General features: G+C 57.0%; 21 protein-coding genes. 17 read left to right on the forward strand and 4 right to left on the reverse strand.

The annotated features are described in order from the left end of the window. Nucleotides 1-34 precede the first annotated feature (34 nt). On the forward strand, nt 35-1,231 hold the full coding sequence (locus tag B0B52_RS05835) for a M20 aminoacylase family protein (protein ID WP_077592679.1): 1,197 nt from the start codon (nt 35-37) through the stop codon (nt 1,229-1,231). Continuing rightward, complete coding sequence (locus tag B0B52_RS05840) at nt 1,228-2,325, forward strand: M14 family metallopeptidase (RefSeq protein ID WP_077592680.1); 1,098 nt, start codon at nt 1,228-1,230, stop codon at nt 2,323-2,325. Before B0B52_RS05835 ends, B0B52_RS05840 begins: the two co-directional genes overlap by 4 nt. A gap of 76 nt (nt 2,326-2,401) precedes the next feature. Here B0B52_RS05840 and B0B52_RS05845 read toward each other — a convergent pair whose 3' ends face one another. From B0B52_RS05845 to B0B52_RS05860, 4 genes are all read right to left on the reverse strand, one after another. Next, a complete protein-coding gene (locus tag B0B52_RS05845; RefSeq protein WP_077592681.1) occupies nt 2,402-3,175 on the reverse strand; it encodes a hypothetical protein in 774 nt (257 codons plus the stop codon). A gap of 47 nt (nt 3,176-3,222) precedes the next feature. After that, nucleotides 3,223-3,882, reverse strand: coding sequence for a TetR/AcrR family transcriptional regulator (locus B0B52_RS05850; protein ID WP_077592682.1), 660 nt, complete (start codon nt 3,880-3,882; stop codon nt 3,223-3,225). A 77-nt stretch (nt 3,883-3,959) separates the two neighbouring features. Further along, on the reverse strand, nt 3,960-5,267 hold the full coding sequence (locus tag B0B52_RS05855) for a patatin-like phospholipase family protein (protein WP_077592683.1): 1,308 nt from the start codon (nt 5,265-5,267) through the stop codon (nt 3,960-3,962). A 116-nt stretch (nt 5,268-5,383) separates the two neighbouring features. Next, a complete protein-coding gene (locus tag B0B52_RS05860; RefSeq protein WP_077592684.1) occupies nt 5,384-5,890 on the reverse strand; it encodes a phasin family protein in 507 nt (168 codons plus the stop codon). Nucleotides 5,891-6,125: 235 nt separating this feature from the next. Between B0B52_RS05860 and B0B52_RS05865 the strand changes: the two genes are divergently transcribed. The 15 genes from B0B52_RS05865 (at nt 6,126) to hisF (ending at nt 21,160) form a co-directional block, all read left to right on the forward strand. After that, a complete protein-coding gene (locus B0B52_RS05865; RefSeq protein ID WP_077592685.1) occupies nt 6,126-8,123 on the forward strand; it encodes an SDR family oxidoreductase in 1,998 nt (665 codons plus the stop codon). Nucleotides 8,124-8,272: 149 nt separating this feature from the next. Continuing rightward, the gene (rfbB, locus tag B0B52_RS05870) at nt 8,273-9,343 is read left to right on the forward strand and encodes a dTDP-glucose 4,6-dehydratase (protein WP_077592837.1); all 1,071 of its coding nucleotides are present in this window, start codon (nt 8,273-8,275) and stop codon (nt 9,341-9,343) included. After that, entirely contained in the window at nt 9,340-10,242 is a 903-nt protein-coding gene (rfbD, locus tag B0B52_RS05875; RefSeq protein WP_077592686.1) for a dTDP-4-dehydrorhamnose reductase, read from the forward strand. The genes rfbB and rfbD overlap by 4 nt, the downstream gene beginning before the upstream one ends. 10 nt (nt 10,243-10,252) lie before the next feature. Continuing rightward, entirely contained in the window at nt 10,253-11,134 is an 882-nt protein-coding gene (gene rfbA / locus B0B52_RS05880; protein ID WP_077592687.1) for a glucose-1-phosphate thymidylyltransferase RfbA, read from the forward strand. 2 nt (nt 11,135-11,136) lie between these two features. Continuing rightward, entirely contained in the window at nt 11,137-11,730 is a 594-nt protein-coding gene (gene rfbC / locus B0B52_RS05885; protein WP_077592688.1) for a dTDP-4-dehydrorhamnose 3,5-epimerase, read from the forward strand. A 6-nt stretch (nt 11,731-11,736) separates the two neighbouring features. Next, the gene (locus B0B52_RS05890) at nt 11,737-12,663 is read left to right on the forward strand and encodes a Wzz/FepE/Etk N-terminal domain-containing protein (RefSeq protein WP_077592689.1); all 927 of its coding nucleotides are present in this window, start codon (nt 11,737-11,739) and stop codon (nt 12,661-12,663) included. A gap of 160 nt (nt 12,664-12,823) precedes the next feature. Continuing rightward, the gene (locus tag B0B52_RS05895) at nt 12,824-13,129 is read left to right on the forward strand and encodes a transposase (RefSeq protein WP_077592690.1); all 306 of its coding nucleotides are present in this window, start codon (nt 12,824-12,826) and stop codon (nt 13,127-13,129) included. Between the two features lie 53 nt (nt 13,130-13,182). After that, nucleotides 13,183-13,980, forward strand: a complete 798-nt coding sequence (locus B0B52_RS05900) for an IS3 family transposase (protein WP_077592691.1) — start codon at nt 13,183-13,185, stop codon at nt 13,978-13,980. A 277-nt stretch (nt 13,981-14,257) separates the two neighbouring features. Further along, a complete protein-coding gene (locus B0B52_RS05905; RefSeq protein WP_077592692.1) occupies nt 14,258-14,602 on the forward strand; it encodes a MarR family EPS-associated transcriptional regulator in 345 nt (114 codons plus the stop codon). Nucleotides 14,603-14,707: 105 nt separating this feature from the next. Next, nucleotides 14,708-16,456, forward strand: coding sequence for an ABC transporter ATP-binding protein (locus tag B0B52_RS05910; protein WP_217349779.1), 1,749 nt, complete (start codon nt 14,708-14,710; stop codon nt 16,454-16,456). A gap of 25 nt (nt 16,457-16,481) precedes the next feature. Continuing rightward, on the forward strand, nt 16,482-17,480 hold the full coding sequence (gene pseB, locus B0B52_RS05915; RefSeq protein ID WP_077592693.1) for a UDP-N-acetylglucosamine 4,6-dehydratase (inverting): 999 nt from the start codon (nt 16,482-16,484) through the stop codon (nt 17,478-17,480). Continuing rightward, entirely contained in the window at nt 17,480-18,667 is a 1,188-nt protein-coding gene (pseC, locus tag B0B52_RS05920; protein WP_217349780.1) for a UDP-4-amino-4,6-dideoxy-N-acetyl-beta-L-altrosamine transaminase, read from the forward strand. The genes pseB and pseC overlap by 1 nt, the downstream gene beginning before the upstream one ends. Further along, nucleotides 18,664-19,746: an N-acetylneuraminate synthase family protein gene (locus B0B52_RS05925; RefSeq protein WP_077592694.1), complete on the forward strand. Its 1,083-nt coding sequence runs from the start codon at nt 18,664-18,666 to the stop codon at nt 19,744-19,746. Before pseC ends, B0B52_RS05925 begins: the two co-directional genes overlap by 4 nt. Further along, on the forward strand, nt 19,743-20,366 hold the full coding sequence (gene hisH, locus B0B52_RS05930; RefSeq protein WP_077592695.1) for an imidazole glycerol phosphate synthase subunit HisH: 624 nt from the start codon (nt 19,743-19,745) through the stop codon (nt 20,364-20,366). Before B0B52_RS05925 ends, hisH begins: the two co-directional genes overlap by 4 nt. Beyond that, entirely contained in the window at nt 20,360-21,160 is an 801-nt protein-coding gene (gene hisF / locus B0B52_RS05935; RefSeq protein ID WP_077592696.1) for an imidazole glycerol phosphate synthase subunit HisF, read from the forward strand. Before hisH ends, hisF begins: the two co-directional genes overlap by 7 nt. Nucleotides 21,161-21,174: the final 14 nt, after the last annotated feature.

Raw genomic sequence — 21,174 nt, forward strand, 5'->3', positions numbered from 1 at the left:
GAGAGGTGGCGGGCCTGATCACCCAAAGGTTCTCATGAAGGTCATTGATTCCATCGTCACCCAGGCCGCAGGCATTGCTACCGTGCGGCGCGATATTCACGCTCACCCGGAGCTGTGTTTTGAAGAAGTACGTACAGCCGACGTGGTGGCCCAAAAACTCACCGAGTGGGGCATTCCGATTCACCGTGGGCTGGGCACCACCGGCGTTGTGGGCATTGTCAAGAACGGCACCTCCAGTCGGGCTATCGGGTTGCGCGCCGACATGGATGCCTTGCCCATGCAGGAATTTAATACTTTTGAACACGCCAGCCGGCACCAGGGGAAGATGCACGCCTGCGGCCACGACGGCCATACGGCTATGCTGCTGGCCGCAGCGCAGCATTTTGCGAAGAACCGAAACTTTGACGGCACGGTCTACCTGATATTCCAGCCCGCAGAAGAGGGCGGCGGTGGCGCGCGCGAGATGATCAAGGACGGCCTGTTCGACAAGTTTCCCATGGATGCGGTGTTCGGCATGCATAACTGGCCCGGCACCCAGGTCGGCAAGTTCGCTGCCAGTACCGGCCCGGTGATGGCTTCGAGCAATGAGTTCAAGATCACCATTCGCGGCAAGGGTGGCCACGCGGCCCTGCCGCACAACGGCATTGACCCGGTGCCGGTGGCCTGCCAGATGGTGCAGGCCTTCCAGACCATCATCAGCCGCAACAAAAAACCGGTGGATGCCGGCGTGATCTCCGTCACCATGATCCATGCGGGCGAGGCCACCAACGTGATTCCGGACAGTTGCGAGCTTCAGGGCACGGTGCGCACCTTCACGCTGGAGGTTCTCGACATGATCGAAAAGCGCATGCAGCAGGTTGCCGAGCATGTCTGCGCTGCGCATGACGCCCAGTGCGAGTTCGAATTTGTGCGCAACTACCCGCCGACCATCAACCATGCGAAGGAAACCGAGTTCGCGCGCAAGGTGATGGCCGACATTGTTGGTGCGGACAATGTGATCGAGCAGGAGCCGACCATGGGCGCGGAGGACTTTTCCTACATGCTGCAGGCCAAGCCGGGCTCTTATGTTTTTATTGCCAATGGCGATGGTGAGCACCGTGAAATGGGCCATGGCGGCGGGCCATGCATGTTGCACAACCCGAGTTACGACTTCAATGACGACCTGATCCCGCTGGGGGCTACCTTTTGGGTAAGGCTGACCGAAAGCTGGTTGGCCCAGGCTGCAGCATGACGGGCGGTATCGACACTTTTTCAGCCAGCTACAGCGAGGCACGGGGCAAATTCCTTGAGGCTGCCGCTGCCGCGGGGCTGCGGGTTGATTCGCATGTGCATCCGGAAACCGGACGTGATGGAGAAGAGCTGGCCATGGATGTGGTGCTCGATGGTCCGCCGGATGCCAGCGCCATGTTGATCCTGACCAGCGCGTGCCATGGTGTGGAGGGCTATTGCGGCTCGGGTGTGCAGGTGTCTGCGCTGCGGGACGCTGAATGGCGCGCCAAGGCCAAAGCCGAAGGAGTGGCCGTGCTGTATGTGCATGCGCTGAATCCCTATGGGTTTTCGCATATCCGGCGCACGACGCATGAAAACGTGGACCTGAACCGAAATTTTCAGGATTTTTCCCGGCCACTGCCAGTTAACGCGGCCTACCGGGAGCTGCAACCCCTGCTACTGCCCGAGGCATGGCCTCCGGCCGAAGCCAATACCGCGGCGACCGACCGGTACATCGATGATCGGGGTATGGATGCTTACCAGGCAGCCATCACCCGTGGGCAGCATGAATTTTCGGAAGGCCTGTTTTTCGGCGGTACGGAACCTACCTGGAGCAACCGGACCCTGCGCCAGGTGTTACGGACTTATGTAAGCAGGGTCAAGCGGGTGGCGTGGATTGATATTCACACCGGCCTGGGGCCCAGCGGCGTTGGCGAGCGCATCTGCGCCTGCCGCGACGACAAGGTCGCCCTCGAGCGCGCGCGCGCCTGGTGGGGCGGTGGCGGCGCAACACCCGTCACCTCCATTTACGACGGATCCTCCAGTTCGGCCTTTCTGACTGGCCTGATGTGGACGTCGATTTATGACGAATGCCCCGACGCCGAATACACCGGTATCGCCATGGAGTATGGAACCCTGCCGCCGTTTGAGATGATGCAGGCCTTGCGTGCTGAGCACTGGCTCAACATTCACCCCGAAGCATCGCCGGCGGTGGCGGCACAGATCAAGCAGCAGATGCTGGATGCCTTCTACGTGAATACAGACGAGTGGAAGGGCCTGATCATCGCGCAGGCCAGGGAGTCACTGTTTCAGGCTGTTCTGGGCCTCACTTCATAGTGATTTAGGCCTTTCCCCCTTATTTTACGGGCGCAGACAGCTATCAAAAATATAGCGAATGTGCCTGGGGGCTGACTCAATCTTCGAGTTCAGCTTTGGCCATCTCCACGTCCAGCCGCTCCATGGCGTCCATGGGATTGCTGGTGGCCGCCTGCTCGTACAGCTTGGTGGCTTCCTTCATCTTTTTGTCACCTTCGAGCATGACCATGCCGTTGGCGTATTCGATCATGGCGATGGCTGAACCGGGGTTGAGCTTGAGCGACTCCCTGAACAGCGACAGGCCTACGTCTTTCTTGGCGCCATAGGTCATGCCGCCAATCAGTGAGCCAACCTTGTCAATGACTTCGGCGTGAAAGGCGGCCAGGGCGATATGCGCATCGGCATGTTTGGGGCTGAGTTTGATGGCTTGCTCCAGTGCGTTCTTGACCTTGGTTCCCAGCCCCTGCGCCAGTGCCTTGGCCACGCTGATGCCCTGTCCATAACGGCCCAGGGCGTACGCCTGCCAGTACCAGGCATTGGCATTTTTGGGGTCGCTTGCCTGTTGAGCCTCGGACCGCTCGGCTACTTCCATGAACAGCTCAAGCTTGGCTTTTTCCTTGGTCTCAAGGTAGTTGGCGTAAATGGAGGTCGCCTTGTTGGCCACGGTGATGCCGGTGCCACCCGCTTTGAGTCCGGCCTCGGTAGCCTTCTGGAATTCGCCGTTGTGAAACAGCACCCAGGCCTGCAGTGCGGCGGCTTCCTTGGGCAGGGGCTCGCAGTCGCCCTGATGCAACCGGCTCCAGTTCTTCTTCAGGCTGGCTGCATCGAATGTGTAGTCGCCGGCATGTGGAAAAGCAGTCCATTTGGCCATCAGTTGTCTCCTTGAAATCTGTTGTTGGCGGGCTGAAAAAAGCGGGCTCAGGCAGGGTTGGCGTAAGCGCCCACCAACGCTTGCAGATGCATGCGCTGGCCCTGCTCGAGGTAGGGAATAAGCAGATTGAGAACGTGGTGCGCACCGCGCAACAGGGCTGCCTGGGCGTTTTCCGGCTCCAGCGCGTTGCGTGGGTCGCGCACGTACTCGAAACTCAACCAGTAGGTCAGCACCACCACCATGCTGGTGGCGGTAGCCTCGACTTCACGGGAGTCAATGCTGATGGTGTTGGCCCGGCTCATGCCGTCGAGCATGGTCTTGACTGAACGGGTTTTGTTCTTCAGAACCCACTGGAAATGGGTCTCAAGCCGCCGGTTTTTGCTGAGCAGGTCGTTCAGGTCGCGGTACAGGAAGCGGTATTGCCAAATCAGCTCAAACAGCGTGTGCATGAAAAACCAGGCGTCTTCTACGTCGCGGACGCCGTCGCTGGCATTGAGCAGTTCACTCAACGCGCGCTCGTACCTGTCAAACAGCGAGTTGATGAGCTCGTCTTTGGCAGGATAGTGGTAATACAGGTTGCCGGGGCTGATGCCCAGCTCGGCAGATATCAGCGTGGTCGAGACGTTGGGCTCGCCAAATCGGTTGAACAGATCAAGCGTCACTTCCAGGATGCGTTCAGCAGTTCGGCGCGGCGCTTTTTTCGCCATGTTTGTCTACCTCGTGTTTTGTTTCGACTCTAACCCACTCGTACGGCGCTTGGAAGTAGGGTAGTCGCGCAAGTCGGTCAGGCCCTGCGGACTGTTGGCAGATGAAGGGCGTGGTTCAGGTCCTCCATCATTTCTTCCAGTGAACTGATGGCCCGTCCCAGGCGTGTCGCCGCGGGCCGCTCGCTGACCAGGTGTCGCCTTGGGTCTTCCAGAACGTCCAAATCAAGCGATAGGCCATGCCGGGCGAGCTTGGCCGAGAGAGTCGTCCTGCGGGAGCGCAGCATTTCGCGTGTTTTCTGATACGCGTGCTCGGCAAGCTGGCGTCGCTGAGCGTAACTAAACGTATTTGCCAGAAACATGTCGGCATCTCGGTGGTCCGGCTCAATCAGGATGATGTCGGTGTCAGGATAAGCGTGCTCGTAGTGCTTCATTCCCAATTCGAGGCGGGAATGGATCATGGACCGGAAGGTCTGGCTCAGCACGGCCGGCAAGCCCCCATCCACGATACGCGGAATGGCTTGCCTTTCCTTGGGGAGGCCACGCCGCATGACTCGTTGCGTCATCGACAGCTCAGGTGCCTGAGTGGCGTCAAAAGGAACCAGCGGATTGAGGCACAGCATCAGGTCGATGCCGCCATCCATGGCCACCCCTGCGTGCAGGGTTTTCTTCAACGCGCCATCCACGTAGTAGTGGTTGTCGATTTCTACCGGCGGAAATAGCCCCGGCAAGGCCGAACTGGCTTGTACGGCTTTCGAAATCGGCACGTGGTCCCAGCCGGGTTGGCCAAATGGCGCGGCGTCTCCGCTGTCAAGATTGGTCGCTACCAGGGTAAGCCGGGACTTGAGTTTGCGGAAGTCGTTGGTTCGCCCTGCCTTGGAGAACAGCAGGCTCAGGCGCTTGTCGACTTCCTCGTTGGAGAAGATGCCCGTTGGCAGGGCCGGCCCCAGCTTTTCCAGTGCGTTGAGCAGCGGTTTGCGGCCGAAGGTTGTGCGCCAGAGCGCCGCCGCCGCCAGGCCGGGCAGCATGATGCCGCGCCTCAAAAATTCCCCATACGCAGGAACCATCAGCCATGCCGGGTCAAAAACTTCGGATGCCTCGTGGTCGTTTTCAATAAAGGCTGCGCACAACTCGCGCGGCGTCATGCCGTTGGCAAGACCGGCGGCAATAAAACCGCCCGCCGAGACGCCCACATAGTGATGGAGTTCGGTCAGCGACAGGCCTTGCAACGATTCATCCAGCGCACAAAGTGCGCCTATTTCATAGATCGCCCCCAGGGGACCGCCGCCTGCCAGTGCCAGAGCTATCCGCGGACTTTTCCCGGACTGTTTTTTCAAGGGAGTCAGGGCGGGAGAACGCTGGAAGCTGGAATTCTTGGCTGATGTCATGGACGGGAAGTGTAGACGGCGGTACGTGATGGAATTTGCTGCAAAGCAGCATTTTTTGAGTGGCGAAGACGTAAAAAAAGGACGTGTCAACGTCCTTTTAATGGAGCAGCCTGGTATCAGGCAGATTTTCGGGCCGGGGCGCGTTTGGCTGCTGGTTTGCGTGCAGCAGTCTTGCCTGCAGCCGGCGCTGCTTTCGAAGCGGTTCCAGGTTTGGCGCTCATCTTCTGCACGTTTTTGTTGAGTTCGTCGATGCGCGCAATGAGGGCATCAACGTCCCTGGCGGAAGGAACACCCAGCTTGTTCAGGGCTTTGGCCACGCGTTCTTCGAAAATGTTTTCCAGCTTGTCCCATTGGTTGCCGGCCTTGGACGTGATGTCAGTTGCCATGCTTGCCATCTTGTTGGTGGCGGTCGAAATCTTCTCTTCAGCAACAGCCTGCGTCTTGCGCTGGATGGACAGGCCTTCCTTGACCAGGGTCTCAAAAACCTTGCCGCCTTCTTCCTGGGCCTTGGAGAAAGCGCCCAGACCTGCGAGCCAGATCTGCTGGGCCGACTCCTTCACGGCGCCGGAGAGTTGTGGGCCTGATTTTTTGTCGATGCTCATTTTTTGCAGTTTCTTGACCATGGTTGGCTCCTGTCGATGATGATTTGTGGGGCTGTGCCCGCTTATGGGCAATGTACAGAACAAAATATAAGCCCTGAGCTGGTGCAGGTTTAGGTGTTCTCTTCTAGAACGCTAGTGGCGTGCATCTATGGAAAAGTGAAGCGGGACACACCGAACACGGGTTTCTGCTGACCAGTGCACGGCGAGGCTTCGGCAAGAATCAGCGTTGGTCCAAAGTCGTCTAGCGGAGAACACAATGCAGTATTTCGTCACGGGAGCCACCGGCTTCATCGGTAAACGTTTAGTCAAAAAGCTTCTGGAGCGTAAGGGGGCGACGGTTTACTTCCTGATCCGCAAGGAAAGTGCCGGCAAGGTTGAGGCCCTGCGGGCGTATTGGGGCGCCAGTGCCGCCAAAGTCATTCCCATTCATGGCGACTTGACCTCGAAGAAGCTTGGCGTCTCGGCAGAGGATGTCAAGCGGCTCAAAGGCCAGATCGACCACTTCTACCATCTCGCCGCCGTGTATGACCTCGGGGCTGACGAGGAAAGCCAGATTGCCGTCAATGTGGACGGCACACGTAACACTGTCGAGTTCGCCAAGGTGATTGACGCCGGCCATTTTCACCACGTCAGCTCCATTGCCGCGGCCGGCCTCTATGAAGGCGTGTTCCGGGAAGACATGTTCGAGGAGGCTGAGAACTACGAACACCCGTATTTCATGACCAAGCACGAGAGCGAGAAAATCGTGCGCAAGGAATGCAAGGTGCCGTGGACCGTATTCCGTCCGGCCATGGTGGTTGGCGACAGCACCACGGGCGAGATGGACAAGATCGACGGTCCTTACTATTTCTTCAAGCTGATCCAGCGCATGCGCCAGTTGCTGCCTCCCTGGATGCCGGCTGTTGGCCTGGAAGGCGGGCGTATCAATATCGTGCCGGTTGATTTTGTGGTTGATGCCTTGGACCTGATCAGCCACAAGGCCAGCATTGCCAAAAAATGCTTCCACCTGGTTGACCCGGTGGGCTATCGGGTTGGCGATGTGCTCGATATTTTCAGCAGGGCCGCGCACGCACCGAAGATGAACCTGTTTGTCAATGCAGCGTTGCTGGGGTTCATCCCGCGTGGTGTCAAGAAGAGCCTGATGGCGCTGGCACCGGTGCGCCGCGTGCGCAATGCAGTCATGGCCGACCTGGGCCTACCCGAGGACATGCTGACCTTCGTCAACTACCCGACGCGATTTGACTGTCGTGAAACTCTGGCTGCGCTCAAAGGCTCTGGGGTGGAGTGCCCCAACCTGAAAGACTACGCCTGGCGCGTCTGGGATTACTGGGAGCGCCATCTCGACCCCGACCTGCACATCGATCGCTCGCTCAAGGGTACGGTTAACGGTAAAGTGGTGCTCATCACAGGTGGTTCTTCGGGCATCGGCCTGGCGGCGGCACACAAGTTTGCTGAAGCTGGTGCCATCACGGTCATTTGTGGCCGCGACCAGGATAAGCTGGATGAGGCCTGCAAGGAGGCCAAGGCAAAGGGCTACAACTTCATCGCCTATGCGGCTGACATTGCGGACATGGCCGATTGCGACCGCTTCGTGCAGACGCTGATTGCCAACCATGGGGGGGTCGATTTCCTGATCAACAACGCGGGCCGGTCCATCAGGCGCGCCATTGAAGCGAGCTACGACCGCTTCCACGACTTCGAGCGCACCATGCAGCTCAACTACTTTGGCTGCCTGCGGGTCACCATGGGCTTCCTGCCCGGCATGGTGGCCAAACGCAAAGGCCATGTGGTCAACATCAGCTCCATCGGTGTGTTGACCAATGCGCCACGCTTTTCGGCTTACGTTGCCTCCAAATCAGCGCTTGACGCATGGACACGTTGCGCGTCCAGCGAATTCGCTGACCAAGGCATTACTTTCACCACCATCAATATGCCCCTGGTGCGCACACCGATGATTGCGCCCACCAACTTGTACAACAATGTTCCCACATTGAGTCCTGAGGAGGCTGCCGACCTGGTTGCCCAAGCCTGCATTTTCAAGTCGGTGCGCATCGCGACCCGGCTCGGCATCGCCGGTCAGGTGTTGCATGCGTTGCTGCCGCGAGTGGCCCAGATAGCCATGAACACCAGCTTCCGCATGTTCCCCGATTCGTCAGCCGCCAAGGGGGCCAAGCCGGGCGACAAGCCTGTGAAACAGACCTTATCGCCGGAAGCCGTGGCTTTGCAGCAGATGATGCGGGGCATTCACTTCTAAGCGTTTTCGACCCATGTACTAAAAAATCGCCCTTCGGGGCGATTTTTACTGCCTGTTTTGCCATTGCCTGCGGAGGCTTTCTGTCCAGTCGCCAGAGGCATAATGCCAGCAGACGCCAAACGGCGCTGACACGCAGAAGGATGGAGCTCATGATTTTGGTAACTGGAGGTGCGGGTTTCATCGGCGCCAACTTTGTTCTTGACTGGCTGGCCAGGAACGACGAGCCGGTCATCAACCTGGACAAGCTCACCTATGCCGGGAACATGGAAACTTTGGCCTCCCTGAAGGAGGATCCGCGCCATATTTTTGTCAAGGGTGATATCGGCGACAGTGCGCTTGTTGCCGACCTGTTGGCACGGCACCAGCCACGTGCGGTGATTAATTTTGCCGCGGAATCACATGTCGATCGGTCTATTTCAAGCCCGGAAGACTTCATCCAGACCAACATCGTGGGTACTTTTCGGTTGCTGGAAGCCGTAAGAGGATATTGGGGCGGGTTGAGCGGCGGCACCAGGGACGGCTTTCGTTTTGTACATGTGTCGACCGACGAGGTTTACGGTTCGCTCGCGTCAGCGGATCCCGCCTTCACGGAATCTCACCGCTATGAGCCCAACAGCCCTTACTCAGCCAGCAAAGCCGCCAGCGATCATCTCGTGCGCGCTTATCGGCACACCTATGGCCTTCCGGTGCTGACCACCAACTGCAGCAACAACTATGGCCCGTATCACTTTCCTGAAAAACTGATACCCCTGATGATCATCAATGCGCTGGCCGGCAAACCCCTGCCGGTTTATGGCGACGGCATGCAGGTGCGCGACTGGCTTTATGTCAAGGATCATTGCAGCGCTATCCGCAGCGTTCTCGAAGCCGGTGGGCCGGGTGAGGTCTACAACGTGGGCGGCTGGAACGAAAAACCCAACATCGAGATCGTTCAGACGATTTGTGCCTTGTTGGACGAGTTCCGGCCTCGCGCCGATGGCAAGAGCTATCGCGAACAAATCAGTTATGTGAAAGACCGCCCGGGCCACGACAGGCGTTATGCGATTGACGCCAGCAAGATTCAGCGCGAATTGGGATGGAAGCCAGTCGAAACTTTTGAGACCGGCATACGCAAAACCGTGCAGTGGTACCTGGCCAATCCGGAATGGGTGTCACACGTGCAAAGTGGGGCCTACCGGGAATGGGTGCAGACGCAGTATGCCGATACGGCCGCGGCATGAAGATTCTTCTCTTTGGAAAAAACGGCCAGGTTGGTTGGGAGTTGCAGCGTAGTCTGGCGCCTCTCGGCGAACTCACCGCGCTGGATCGTCACAGCACGGACCTGTGTGGCGACCTCGCTGATCTGGGGGGAATCGCCACTACGGTGCGTAGCGTCCGGCCCGATGTGATCGTTAATGCTGCCGCCTATACCGCCGTTGACAAAGCCGAGAGTGATATGGCGACCGCCCATGTGGTGAACGCGGAGGCGCCGGGCGTTATTGCCGAAGCGGCCAATGCCGTCGGTGCGTGGTTGGTGCACTATTCGACGGACTATGTTTTCGACGGCAATGGCAGCCAACCGTGGAGAGAAAGCGATCCGACCGGACCGCTTGGTGTCTATGGCCAGACCAAACTCGAGGGTGAGCAACGTATTGCCGCCCTGTGTGCAAGACACCTCATTCTGCGCACCAGCTGGGTCTACGGCGCGCGTGGTGGTAACTTTGCCAAAACCATGCTGCGCCTGGCCGGGGAGCGGGATCGGCTGACGGTCATCAATGACCAGTTCGGTGCGCCTACGGGCGCTGATTTGCTTGCTGACGTCACGGCCCACATGGTGCGCAACGTATTGTCCGTTTCCGGCGCGTCTGATCGCCTTGCCGGCATCTATCATGTAGCTGCTACTGGCGAGACCTCGTGGCATGGGTATGCGCGCTTTGTGATCGATTGGGCGTCCGCCGCTGGCTTGACCCTCAAAACATCACCTGCCGGCGTTGATCCGGTGCCCACGACCGCGTTTCCCACACCGGCGGTACGCCCCCATAATTCCCGTCTGAACACCGCTAAACTGCAGGACAGCTTTGGACTGCACCTTCCCGCATGGCAGCAGGGCGTTGCCCGCATGCTGACCGAAATTACCTGAAACCTCACTCATGACACAACGCAAAGGCATTGTCCTCGCCGGCGGCTCAGGCACCCGCTTGCACCCGGCTACGCTGGCCATCAGCAAGCAGCTGCTGCCGGTGTATGACAAACCCATGGTGTACTACCCGCTGAGTACGCTGATGGTTGCTGGCATTCGCGAGGTGCTGATCATCAGCACGCCGCAGGACACACCGCGGTTCGAGCAGCTTCTTGGCGACGGTTCGCAGTGGGGCATGAAGCTCCAGTACGCGGTGCAACCCAGCCCCGATGGATTGGCGCAGGCCTTCATCATTGGTGAAAAATTTCTGGGTGACGCACCCAGCGCTCTGGTGCTGGGCGACAACATTTTTTATGGCCATGATCTGCAAAAACTGCTGATGGAAGCGGATGCTCAACAAGCCGGTGCAACGGTGTTTGCCTACCATGTGCAGGACCCGGAGCGTTATGGTGTCGTTTCCTTTGATGCAGCCGGCAGGGCCAGCAGCATTGAGGAGAAACCGGAGATTCCCGAAAGCAACTATGCCGTGACGGGCCTCTATTTTTACGATAGTCAGGTGGTCGAGATCGCCAAAACCATCAAGCCGAGTGCCCGGGGCGAGCTTGAGATCACAGCGGTCAACCAGGCCTATCTCGATCGTGGCGGACTGAGAGTACAGATTATGGAGCGGGGCTATGCATGGCTGGATACCGGTACCCATGACAGCCTCCTCGATGCGGGGCAGTTCATTGCAACGCTGGAGCACCGCCAAGGCCTCAAGATTGCTTGCCCGGAAGAGATTGCTTGGCGCAACGGTTTTATTGATGGCCGGCAACTTGAAAAACTGGCTATCCCTCTTGCCAAAGGCGGCTATGGTCAGTATTTGCTGCGCCTGCTCAAGGAGCGGAGCTAGGCATGAAGGTTATCCCCACAGCTATCTCGGACGTGCTCATCATCGAACCCCGCGTGTTTGGCGACTCCCGGGGGTTTTTCTTCGAGAGTTTTAACAAGCGTGCTTTTCGGGACGCCACCGGCCTGGATCCAGATTTTGTGCAAGACAATCATTCGCGGTCGGCAAGGGGCGTGCTACGCGGGCTTCACTACCAGATCAAGCAGCCGCAGGGGAAACTGGTGCGCGTTATCAGCGGCGCCGTGTTCGACGTAGCGGTTGATTTGCGTAAGTCATCTGCCAATTTCGGTGAATGGGTTGGGGTGGAGCTTTCGGAGGCAAATCAGCGGCAGCTCTGGGTGCCACCGGGGTTTGCGCATGGCTTTCTCGCTCTGAGTGAGTCCGCCGATTTTCTGTATAAGACCACCGATTATTACGCCCCGGCGTACGAGCGGTGCATTGTCTGGAATGACCCTGAGCTTAACATCCGGTGGCCGCTGGCAGAAGGCATTCCGGAAGTCTCGCAGAAGGACAATAAAGGCCTTTCATTGCATGATGCGCCTCTGTTTTACGGCGATCCCGATGACACAGGTAATGATAATCATGAAATTCTGGAGTGACGAGTAATGCAAGAAATGGAAGAACAGGGGTTTGATCTGATGGACTTGTTGGGCATGGTTGCCGAGAACCTCAAGCTGTTGGTTTTGCTGCCCCTAATTGCAGGGCTGATCGGTTTGGCGGTGAGCTACGTCTTGCCTAAAACCTACACCAGCCAGGCGATTCTGTATTTGCCGCCAACGCCGCCAACGCCGCCAACGCCGCCAACGCCTCCTGCCGGAGGATCACAGCTTGTGGCTCCGCCAATGACGGTAACGCAGGCCGCCAGCACCATGCTCACGCCTATGGTGCTGGATAATGTTATTGTTGCGCGCAATCTTGGGGTGGGCAGGCCTCTGCAGGCTGCGCGTGCCGAGCTCAAGGGGAGTGCAAAAGCGGCGGTTGGAAAAGACCTTCTCTTGCGGCTGGACGTGACAGCCAGAACACCCGAAGACGCGCAGGCAACGGCCAACGCCATCATTGGTGCCTGGCTTAAAAGTACAAATCCTGATCCACGTGAAGTGGAAAGCCAGACCAAACGTCTGAGCTATGTGAAAGCATCGCTTGAGGCGGTTCGTCTGAAACTGGCGCGCCTTACTCAGAACAGCGGAACAGAGCGAAAATCTGGCGTACGGGACGACTTAGGTGCATACGTCATCGCCTTGACTGAGATGGAGTTGCGCTACTCGGCAGAAGTACGGAATCTTGAAAAAGCTTTGGAAGGTCTTTCGCGGGACGTTCTGCTGCAGGAGCCCACATTGCCGTTGGAGCCTTCTGCACCTAACAAGACATTGATTGCTGTCGTGTCAGCCGTACTTTGTGCTTTTGTGCTGATGGTGATGGTCTTGATTAAACATTTTTGGACTATGTCCGCACAAAATCCGGCATCGGCAAAAAAGCAGACTAGGGTGCTTCGCGCGCTGGGCTTCAAAACTAGAGTTGGGGGTGAAGGGTGAGACGTCTGGATTCTTTTCAGGCCAATCGGTAGTTCTTCCGGTATAAATATGTTCAATTCCGTCGAAATCTGACCCACTTATGGAGTGAACCCCTCGGACTGGACCAGGGGAAAGAGACGAACTGATACGCTTGCTGGGCCTTCATAAAAGGAGAAGGTCCATGTCATCAAGAGGCCCCTATCGCCGGCACACTGCGCAGTTCAAGCTGCAGCTGTGTAGCGACATTCGTTCAGGCGCACTTGGGCGCCGTGACGCGCAAAAGAAGTACGCCCTGTTCGCCAACCTCATCCAGATGTGGTTGACCCAGTTTGATCGCGGCGAGCTCAGCACCGAAGAGGTTGAGGCGGACGCCATCGCTGAATACGAGGCCAAAGTCGCCGCCCTGGAGCGCAAAGTGGGGCAATTCACGATGGAACTGGAGTTGGTCAAAAAAACTCCGCGCTTGCGCCTCGTGAGCGACAACTAGAACTCCTCCATCATCACCGGCACCAAGCCTGCTCCATCCGATAGGAGTGCCAAGTGATTGAACTGCCGCGCAGCACCTTCTATTACCGCTCCATCGGCGACGCCGGCGGCTTGGCAGATGTCCAACTGGTCGAGCTCATCCAGGCCATTCAGGATGAGCTACATGGTTGCGGCTATCGACGCGTCACGCACGAGTTACGCCGACGCGGCCATCTCGTCAATCACAAGCGCGTGGCGCGCTTGATGAAGGCGCACAGCCTGGGCATCAAGCCTCGCAGGCGCTTCGTGCGCACCGCCGACAGCAACCATGACTCGCCGATCTTCCCGAATCTCTATCGCAACGTGATCCCGAGCCATCCTGACCTGGTGTGGGTCGCGGACTTCACGTACATCCGCATCGAGACCGGCTTCTGCTACTTGGCAGCCATCCTGGACGCGTGCAGCCGCAAGGTCGTGGGCTACGGGATCTCCCGTCGGATTGACACGCCGCTGGCGCTGGCGGCATTACGCTCTGCGCTCGAGAGCCGACGACCGCCGCCAGGGAGCATTCACCATACGGATCGAGGCTGTCAATACGCGAGCGACATATACCGGCGAGCGCTGCGGGATGCAGGCCTTCGCGGCTCAATGAGCTCGCCTGGCAATCCGTATGCCAATGCTCAGGCTGAGAGCTTTATGAAGACGCTCAAGGTCGAGGAGGTGTACCTGGCCGGCTACGAGACCTTTGCGGATATGGCAACACGGTTGCCACGCTTCATCGACGAGGTCTACAACGCCAAGCGGCTTCACTCGGCACTTGGCTACTGTTCACCCAACGAATTTGAATTACAACTCGCTCAGGAGGCGGCTTAGTTCTGATCATCCCCGTGGTCCAGTCCGAAGGGTTCACTCCGAACTCGGGTCAGACTTCAGTGCAATTCAACACTGCACCACTACGGAGCCTCGCAGTTGTGTTAGCTCCACTACTCTTAGGCTGCCAGGCGCAGACTATGGGCGCTCGGGATCTTTTATCCCGTCAACTTGTTAATTGTTTGCGAATTCAAGTGGCGTGTTAAGATGTTCATCGGTTGAACGCAGGCGAAAATAGCACGTTCACGCCGCAATATCAAGTTTCCACCGCTGTGAACACATGTCCGAAAAATCGTCTTTTTATGAGACACATTTGCAGGTGTTGCGCTTGCTTGAGTCCAACCCGAAGATGAGTCAGCGCGATTTGGCAAAAGCGTTGGGCATTAGCTTGGGAAAGGCCAATTATTGCCTCAATGCCTTGCTGGACAAGGGTTTGCTCAAAATGCAGAACTTTCAGGGAAGCAAAAGCAAACTTGCCTACGCTTATTTGCTGACGCCTGCCGGAATCGCCGAGAAGGCGGGACTGACCCGCAGGTTTCTGAAAAGCAAGATGGAAGAGTATGAGCAGTTGAGGCTTGAGATTGAATCTCTCAAGCAACAGGCTAGAGACTTGCCACAAAAATAATGCCGTCTTCTGACATGAGTTGTTCTGCATCCACCATTAAATCCTCGGACCTTACGGTCTAGCAGCGCTTTGGCTTTGCACACCATTCAACCGATATCCCGGCTTTTGCCGCGGCTCTGGCGCCACATTCCTGCGCGGCGGCGCGGGCAGTTTTGCCTGTTGCTAGGCCTGATGATCGTGGCGTCGTTTGCCGAGATTCTGAGCATAGGCGCAGTCCTTCCGTTTCTGGGTGTGCTGACTTCTCCGGCACGCGTTTTTGAATATCCTCTGGCGCAACCAATGATTCGGGCCCTGAATATCCGTTCCGCCGACGAGTTGCTGCTGCCGCTGACCCTTGCTTTTGGCGCTGCCGCAGTGATTGCAGGTGCGATGCGCCTTGCGCTGCTGTGGGCAACGACGCGCCTCTCGTTTGCAACAGGCGCGGACCTCAGCAGTGACATTTATCGCCGTACCCTGTATCAACCTTACGCGGTTCATGTTGCCAGAAACAGCAGCGAGGTCATTAACGGTATATCTGGCAAAGCCAATGGCGTCATCTACACGACCATTGTTCCCCTGTTGACCTTGATCAGCTCTGCTGTGATGCTGGTTGCCATCCTGGTGGCCATGCTGTCGGTAAATCCAGTGATTGCCCTGTCAGCCTTCGGTGGTTTCGGGCTGATTTATGCGGTGATCATCGGGCTGTCCCGCAAGCGCATGTTGCTGGACAGCCAGGTGCAGGCGCGTGAATCAACCCAGGTCATCAAGTCACTTCAGGAGGGCCTTGGAGGAATTCGGGACGTGCTGATCGATGGCACGCAGGCAGCCTATTGCGCTGCCTACCAGTCATCAGATCGACCTTTGCGGAGGGCGCAGGGCAACAGCTTTTTCATTCAGGCCGCTCCGCGCTACGGAATGGAAGCGTTGGGCATGCTGCTGATTGCTGCCCTTGCTTTTGCACTTGCGCAGCAACCTGGGGGAGTTGCAAATGCCATCCCTGTGCTGGGTGCGCTCGCGCTGGGAGCGCAGCGTCTACTGCCGGTGCTGCAGCAGGCTTATGCCTCATGGACCAACATTCAGACAGGACAGGCTTCCTTGCAGGACGCGATAGAACTGCTGGACCAGCCTTTGCCAGACCATGCAGGGCAGCCCGCTGCTGCACCGCTGCCATTTCAGCGCAGCATTGTCCTCAATCAGCTGTCCTTCCAATATGCTCCTGGGGCGGCATGGGTATTGAAGGATATTGGACTGACGATTGAAAAAGGGAGTCGTGTCGGCTTCATAGGCGCAACCGGCAGCGGCAAGAGCACCCTGCTTGATGTGGTCATGGGCTTGCTTGAGCCGGCGTTCGGTTCGATCGAGGTCGACGGCCAAAAGTTGACAGCTGCCAACAGCCGGAACTGGCAGGCGCATATTGCGCATGTTCCGCAGGCCATCTTCCTCGCTGACAATTCCATTGAAGAGAACATTGCCTTCGGCCAACCGAAAGACCAGATTGATCATGAACGCGTCAGGTTTGCCGCGCAGCAGGCACAGATTGCGGGTCTCATAGAGACTTGGCCACGTGGTTATGAGACTTCGGTGGGTGAGCGCGGCGTACGCTTGTCTGGCGGTCAGCGGCAGCGAATCGGCATTGCCCGTGCCCTGTACAGGCGCGCTGACGTGATCATTTTTGACGAGGCCACAAGCGCATTGGACAATGAAACCGAACTTGCCGTGATGCAGGCCATTGAGGGCCTGAGCGAGACGCTGACCATTCTCATCATCGCACACCGCCTGACGACGCTCAGAAACTGTTCGTTGATTGTTGAGCTTGGCAACGGCGGCATCACGCGCACCGGCACCTATCAGGAAATTGTGAATCACACGGCCTGAAGGCCAGAACCCAGGAAGTATGCACATGCTGAACAATTCGTCCATCCTCATCACGGGGGGCACTGGCTCCTTCGGGCACACGTTTGTGCCGATGACGCTGGCCAGGTACAACCCCCGTCGCATGGTGATCTACTCCCGCGACGAGATGAAGCAGTGGGAAATGGCCAAGCTCTACGGCGACGACGACCGGGTCCGGTTCTTCATCGGTGATGTGCGGGACAAGGATCGCCTGTCGCGTGCGCTCAAGGGAATCGACTACGTTGTCCATGCGGCTGCTACCAAAATTGTGCCGACGGCTGAGTACAACCCCTTTGAGTGCGTGAAGACCAACGTGATTGGCGCGATGAATCTGATAGACGCATGCATCGACCAGGGCGTCAAGCGCGTAGTGGCGTTGTCGACAGACAAAGCCAGCAGCCCGGCCAATCTTTATGGGGCGACCAAGCTCACCTCTGACAAACTATTTATTGCGGGCAATTCATATTCAACGGCAAACGATGCCCACTTTTCTGTCGTCCGTTATGGAAATGTGATGGGATCCCGCGGTTCTGTGATTCCTTTTTTCATGTCGATTGCGGACAAGGAAGTTCTACCTATCACCGATGCGCGAATGACGCGCTTCATGATCACGCTGGAGCAAGGCGTCGGGTTGGTTTGGCATGCCTTCGAGAACATGGTTGGGGGTGAAATTTATGTAAAAAAAATACCTTCGATGAAGATGCCGGATGTGGCATTGGCCGTCGCCCCTAAGGCGCGTCATGAAATCATAGGCATCAGGCCGGGCGAGAAGCTTCATGAACAAATGATTGGCGCCGAAGATGCGCCGCACACCTACGAATACGATGACTACTACAAGATACTGCCGGCAATTCACAACTGGAGCCAGGATCCGATGCGTATCGATGACGGCAAGCTGGTTGATCCTGGCTTTACCTACAGCTCTGACAACAACACAGACTGGATGAGCATCGACATGCTTCGCACCTGGATCGAGCAGAATCGCGAAAAAATCGGGAAAATATGATGAACCTGATTCCGTACGGGCGACAGGATATTGACGACGCGGACATTGCCGCTGTGGCGGAAGTCTTGCGGTCGGACTTCCTGACGCAAGGTCCCGCTGTTCCAAGGTTTGAGCAGGCCATAGCAAGTTATTGCGGCGTTGGCCATGCTGTTGCGGCAAACAGTGCCACCAGCTCTTTGCACGTGGCCTGCCTTGCGTTGGGCGTCGGGAAGGGAAGCATTGTCTGGACAACACCGATTACGTTTGTGGCGAGCGCAAACTGTGCGCTTTATTGCGGAGCCTCGGTCGACTTTGTGGACATCGATCCTGTGACCTACAACATGAGCGTCGACCGGTTGGAAGAAAAACTGCTTGCTGCAAAGAAAAGCGGTTCATTGCCCAGCGTTGTCATTCCGGTGCATTTGTGCGGGCAACCCTGTGACATGGCTGGCATTCATGCCCTTAGCCTGGAGTATGGGTTCAGAGTTATTGAGGATGCTTCCCATGCTATTGGTGGCACATACCGCAACGAACCAGTTGGCAACTGCCGATACAGCGATATCACTGTGTTCAGCTTCCACCCGGTCAAGATCATCACCACCGGGGAAGGTGGCATGGCGACCACCAATGACCCCGAACTGGCAAAACGCATGCGTATGTTGGGTAGCCATGGAATCACGCGTGATGCGCGCGAGATGACGCGTGAGCCAGACGGCCCCTGGTATTACGAACAGGTTGAACTGGGGTTCAACTACAGGATGACGGACATCCAGGCGGCGTTGGGTGTAAGTCAGATGCGCCGGCTGGATGAGTTTGTGTCGCGACGCCACGCGATCGCCGGGCGTTATGACGAATCGTTACGTAACGTCAATGTGACAGCCCCTTGGCAGCATCCAGATGGGTATTCCGGCTTGCATCTGTATGTCGTGCGTTTGCACTCAAACATGCAGGGCTCCATACATCGGAAAATCTTTGACGAGATGCGCGCGACAGGCATTGGCGTGAATTTGCACTACATACCTGTTCATATGCAGCCTTATTATCAAAAGATCGGCTTCAATGCCGGCGATTTTCCCGCCGCGGAGCAGTATTACGAGACAGCCATCAGTCTGCCCATGTTCCCGGCGCTGACCGAGGCGCAGCAGGATACCGTGGTCAGCACATTACGAAAACTGGTCAATCAACAAGAGGTCAAAATTCCATCATGAGCACAAGCAGCACTGTTATCCAGATCAACGGAATCCCGGTGAGTGAAGACTCGCCATGTTTCATTACTTTTGAAGCGGGCCCGACACATCAGGGTCTGGAATCGGCGAAACGTCTGGCCAAACACGCGAAAGAGGCGGGAGGTCACGCCATTAAATTTCAAGTGTTTGACCCCATGCGCCTGGTCGCCGATCCTTTGCTGCCATTCACTTATCAGGTGCTGGTCGATGCGAAATCGGGCGCGCTGGAAACCGTGACAGAACCTTTGCGCGACATTCTGGTTCGCCGTTATCTGAAGCTTGATGAATGGCGTGAACTGAAGCGTTATTGCGACGAAATAGGTCTGGCCTTTTTTGCGACGGCGTGCTTTCATGAAGACGTGGATTTCCTGGTTGAGATCGGCTGCCAGTCCATCAAGATCGCTTCTGCCGACGTCAACCATATTCCCTTCATTCGTTATGCCGCCAGAACGGGCCTGTGCATTCAGCTGGACACTGGAATGGCGTCGCTTGGCGAGATTGAACTGGCTGTAGATGCCATCCGCGCAGAAGGCAACGAAAGCATCGTCATTCACCATTGTCCTTCGGGATACCCTGCCCATTTGGAAAGTATCAACCTGCGAGTGATTCCCACGATCAAAAGACTTTTTGGGTGCCCGGTGGCCTTTTCTGATCACAGCACAGGCTGGGATATGGATATTGCTGCCCTTGCAGTGGGCGCCAACATGCTTGAAAAAACAATCACAGAGGATCGCACCACCCGGTCTGTGGAGCACGTCATGTCGCTGGAGCCACAGGACATGCGTCGGTTTGTCGAGATCGTTCGTGAGATCGAGACAGCCCTTGGGAATTCGCGGCGTGTGTTTTCGGACGTCGAGCGCGTCAAGCGAAATGCAATACGGCGCAGTTTGCATGTAGCGGCTGATCTTGCGCCAGGCCATGTTTTGAAAGAGACGGACCTGGACTATCGCCGTCCGGGGACGGGAATAACACCTGACCGGCTGGCCGAAGTACTGTCGAAGCGACTCACCCGGGCCTTGAAGGCCGGGGAAAGAATCCAGTGGGAAGACTTGGAGAAATGAATCCTGCTCCTGTTGCCATCGTCGATTATGGAATGGGCAATCTGCGCTCAGTCCAAAACGCTGTCGAGCATTTGGGGGGCCATGCCGTTTTTGTTTCGGATCCCATGCAGTTGCGGCAGTATCAAAAAATTATTCTGCCCGGGGTGGGTGCCTTTTCTCAGGCTATCACCTGTCTGCGTGAAACGGGTCTCGATGTCGCGTTGAGTGAGCGACGCGATGCTGGAGCTCATATCCTTGGCATTTGTCTCGGCATGCAGCTGATGTGCACCGTATCTGAAGAAGATGGTATCCACCAGGGGCTTGACTGGTTTTCAGCAAAAGTCAGTCGCTTTCCTGCGGACAGCGGGCTCTCGGTCCCGCATATGGGATGGAACGGCGTGGATTTTTCGCGCGACGACCCCATGTTCGCGAAACTTGAGTCCGGAAGTGACGCGTATTTTGTCCACAGCTATCGCGTGGAATGTAGCGATCCCGCGGACGTGATTGCCACAACAGACTATGGCCATCGGTTTGACTCCATCATCCAGCGCGGAAATGTTCGGGGAATTCAGTTTCATCCTGAGAAAAGTCAGGGATTCGGCCTGGGAATGATTCGCAATTATGTGGAGCTGCCTTGTTAAAAAAGCGCCTGATTGCAGTACTGATCTTGCGTGACGGTCAGGTGGTTCAGAGTGTGCGTTTCAAGCACACGAACGTGATTCATTACGATGCCGTCCACGCCATGGAGGCGTTTAACAAGTGGGCCGTGGATGAAATCGTCATTCTTAATGTGACCAGAAGCGCCGACAGCAAGGAAAAGTTCGCAGAAATTGTTGAGCGGATATCGAGCCAGTGCTTCGTACCGCTGGCAGTCGGCGGCTGGATAGATGACGAGGGCTACGCGCAAAAGCTGTTGCGCAGTGGCGCCGACAAACTGGTGGTGAACACCATAGTGGCCGACAACCCGGAGCTGGTGACCCGGTTGGCCATGCGTTATGGAAAGCAGTGCATTGTGGCTTCCATGGATGTCAAGAGAAGCGAAGAGGGTACTCCCCAAATTGTGGTGGATCGATCGTCCCGCGTGATCGAATCAAGTCCGTCCAGTTGGGCGCAGCGTGCCGTTGAACTGGGGGCGGGTGAAATATTCTTCAACTCGGTCGACCATGATGGCGCGCGGCGGGGCTACGATCTCGACTCGCTGCGGAGTGTCTGTGAGTCAGTCCCGGTTCCGGTGATCGCCTTTGGCGGTGTCTTTACCTGGAATCACTTGGTGCAGGGCATTGACGCCGGTGCAGCTGCTGTGGCGGTCGCCAACCTGTTTCACTACACCGAACAAAGTACCCGCAAGGCCAAGACTTATCTTGCCGAAGCCGGCGTACCAGTGAGGACGCAGGGGCAAAGTCTTTCACCGGCGAAGCCATCGCCGGTAGAGTGAATGCGAACTTTTAA

This window comes from Polaromonas sp. A23, assembly GCF_002001015.1.
Classification (GTDB): Bacteria; Pseudomonadota; Gammaproteobacteria; order Burkholderiales; family Burkholderiaceae_C; genus Polaromonas.

Bases quoted from the DNA above. Each gene is read 5' to 3' on its own strand.
- rfbC (WP_077592688.1), top strand. From the start codon at position 11,137: ATGAAGGTTATCCCCACAGCTATCTCGGACGTGCTCATCATCGAACCC.
- B0B52_RS05895 (WP_077592690.1), top strand. From the start codon at position 12,824: ATGTCATCAAGAGGCCCCTATCGCCGGCACACTGCGCAGTTCAAGCTG.
- B0B52_RS05855 (WP_077592683.1), bottom strand. From the start codon at position 5,267: ATGACATCAGCCAAGAATTCCAGCTTCCAGCGTTCTCCCGCCCTGACT.
- B0B52_RS05905 (WP_077592692.1), top strand. From the start codon at position 14,258: ATGTCCGAAAAATCGTCTTTTTATGAGACACATTTGCAGGTGTTGCGC.
- B0B52_RS05890 (WP_077592689.1), top strand. From the start codon at position 11,737: ATGCAAGAAATGGAAGAACAGGGGTTTGATCTGATGGACTTGTTGGGC.
- B0B52_RS05865 (WP_077592685.1), top strand. From the start codon at position 6,126: ATGCAGTATTTCGTCACGGGAGCCACCGGCTTCATCGGTAAACGTTTA.
- pseB (WP_077592693.1), top strand. From the start codon at position 16,482: ATGCTGAACAATTCGTCCATCCTCATCACGGGGGGCACTGGCTCCTTC.
- B0B52_RS05840 (WP_077592680.1), top strand. From the start codon at position 1,228: ATGACGGGCGGTATCGACACTTTTTCAGCCAGCTACAGCGAGGCACGG.
- rfbB (WP_077592837.1), top strand. From the start codon at position 8,273: ATGATTTTGGTAACTGGAGGTGCGGGTTTCATCGGCGCCAACTTTGTT.
- hisH (WP_077592695.1), top strand. From the start codon at position 19,743: ATGAATCCTGCTCCTGTTGCCATCGTCGATTATGGAATGGGCAATCTG.
- B0B52_RS05860 (WP_077592684.1), bottom strand. From the start codon at position 5,890: ATGGTCAAGAAACTGCAAAAAATGAGCATCGACAAAAAATCAGGCCCA.
- rfbA (WP_077592687.1), top strand. From the start codon at position 10,253: ATGACACAACGCAAAGGCATTGTCCTCGCCGGCGGCTCAGGCACCCGC.
- B0B52_RS05925 (WP_077592694.1), top strand. From the start codon at position 18,664: ATGAGCACAAGCAGCACTGTTATCCAGATCAACGGAATCCCGGTGAGT.
- B0B52_RS05850 (WP_077592682.1), bottom strand. From the start codon at position 3,882: ATGGCGAAAAAAGCGCCGCGCCGAACTGCTGAACGCATCCTGGAAGTG.
- B0B52_RS05845 (WP_077592681.1), bottom strand. From the start codon at position 3,175: ATGGCCAAATGGACTGCTTTTCCACATGCCGGCGACTACACATTCGAT.
- B0B52_RS05835 (WP_077592679.1), top strand. From the start codon at position 35: ATGAAGGTCATTGATTCCATCGTCACCCAGGCCGCAGGCATTGCTACC.
- pseC (WP_217349780.1), top strand. From the start codon at position 17,480: ATGAACCTGATTCCGTACGGGCGACAGGATATTGACGACGCGGACATT.
- rfbD (WP_077592686.1), top strand. From the start codon at position 9,340: ATGAAGATTCTTCTCTTTGGAAAAAACGGCCAGGTTGGTTGGGAGTTG.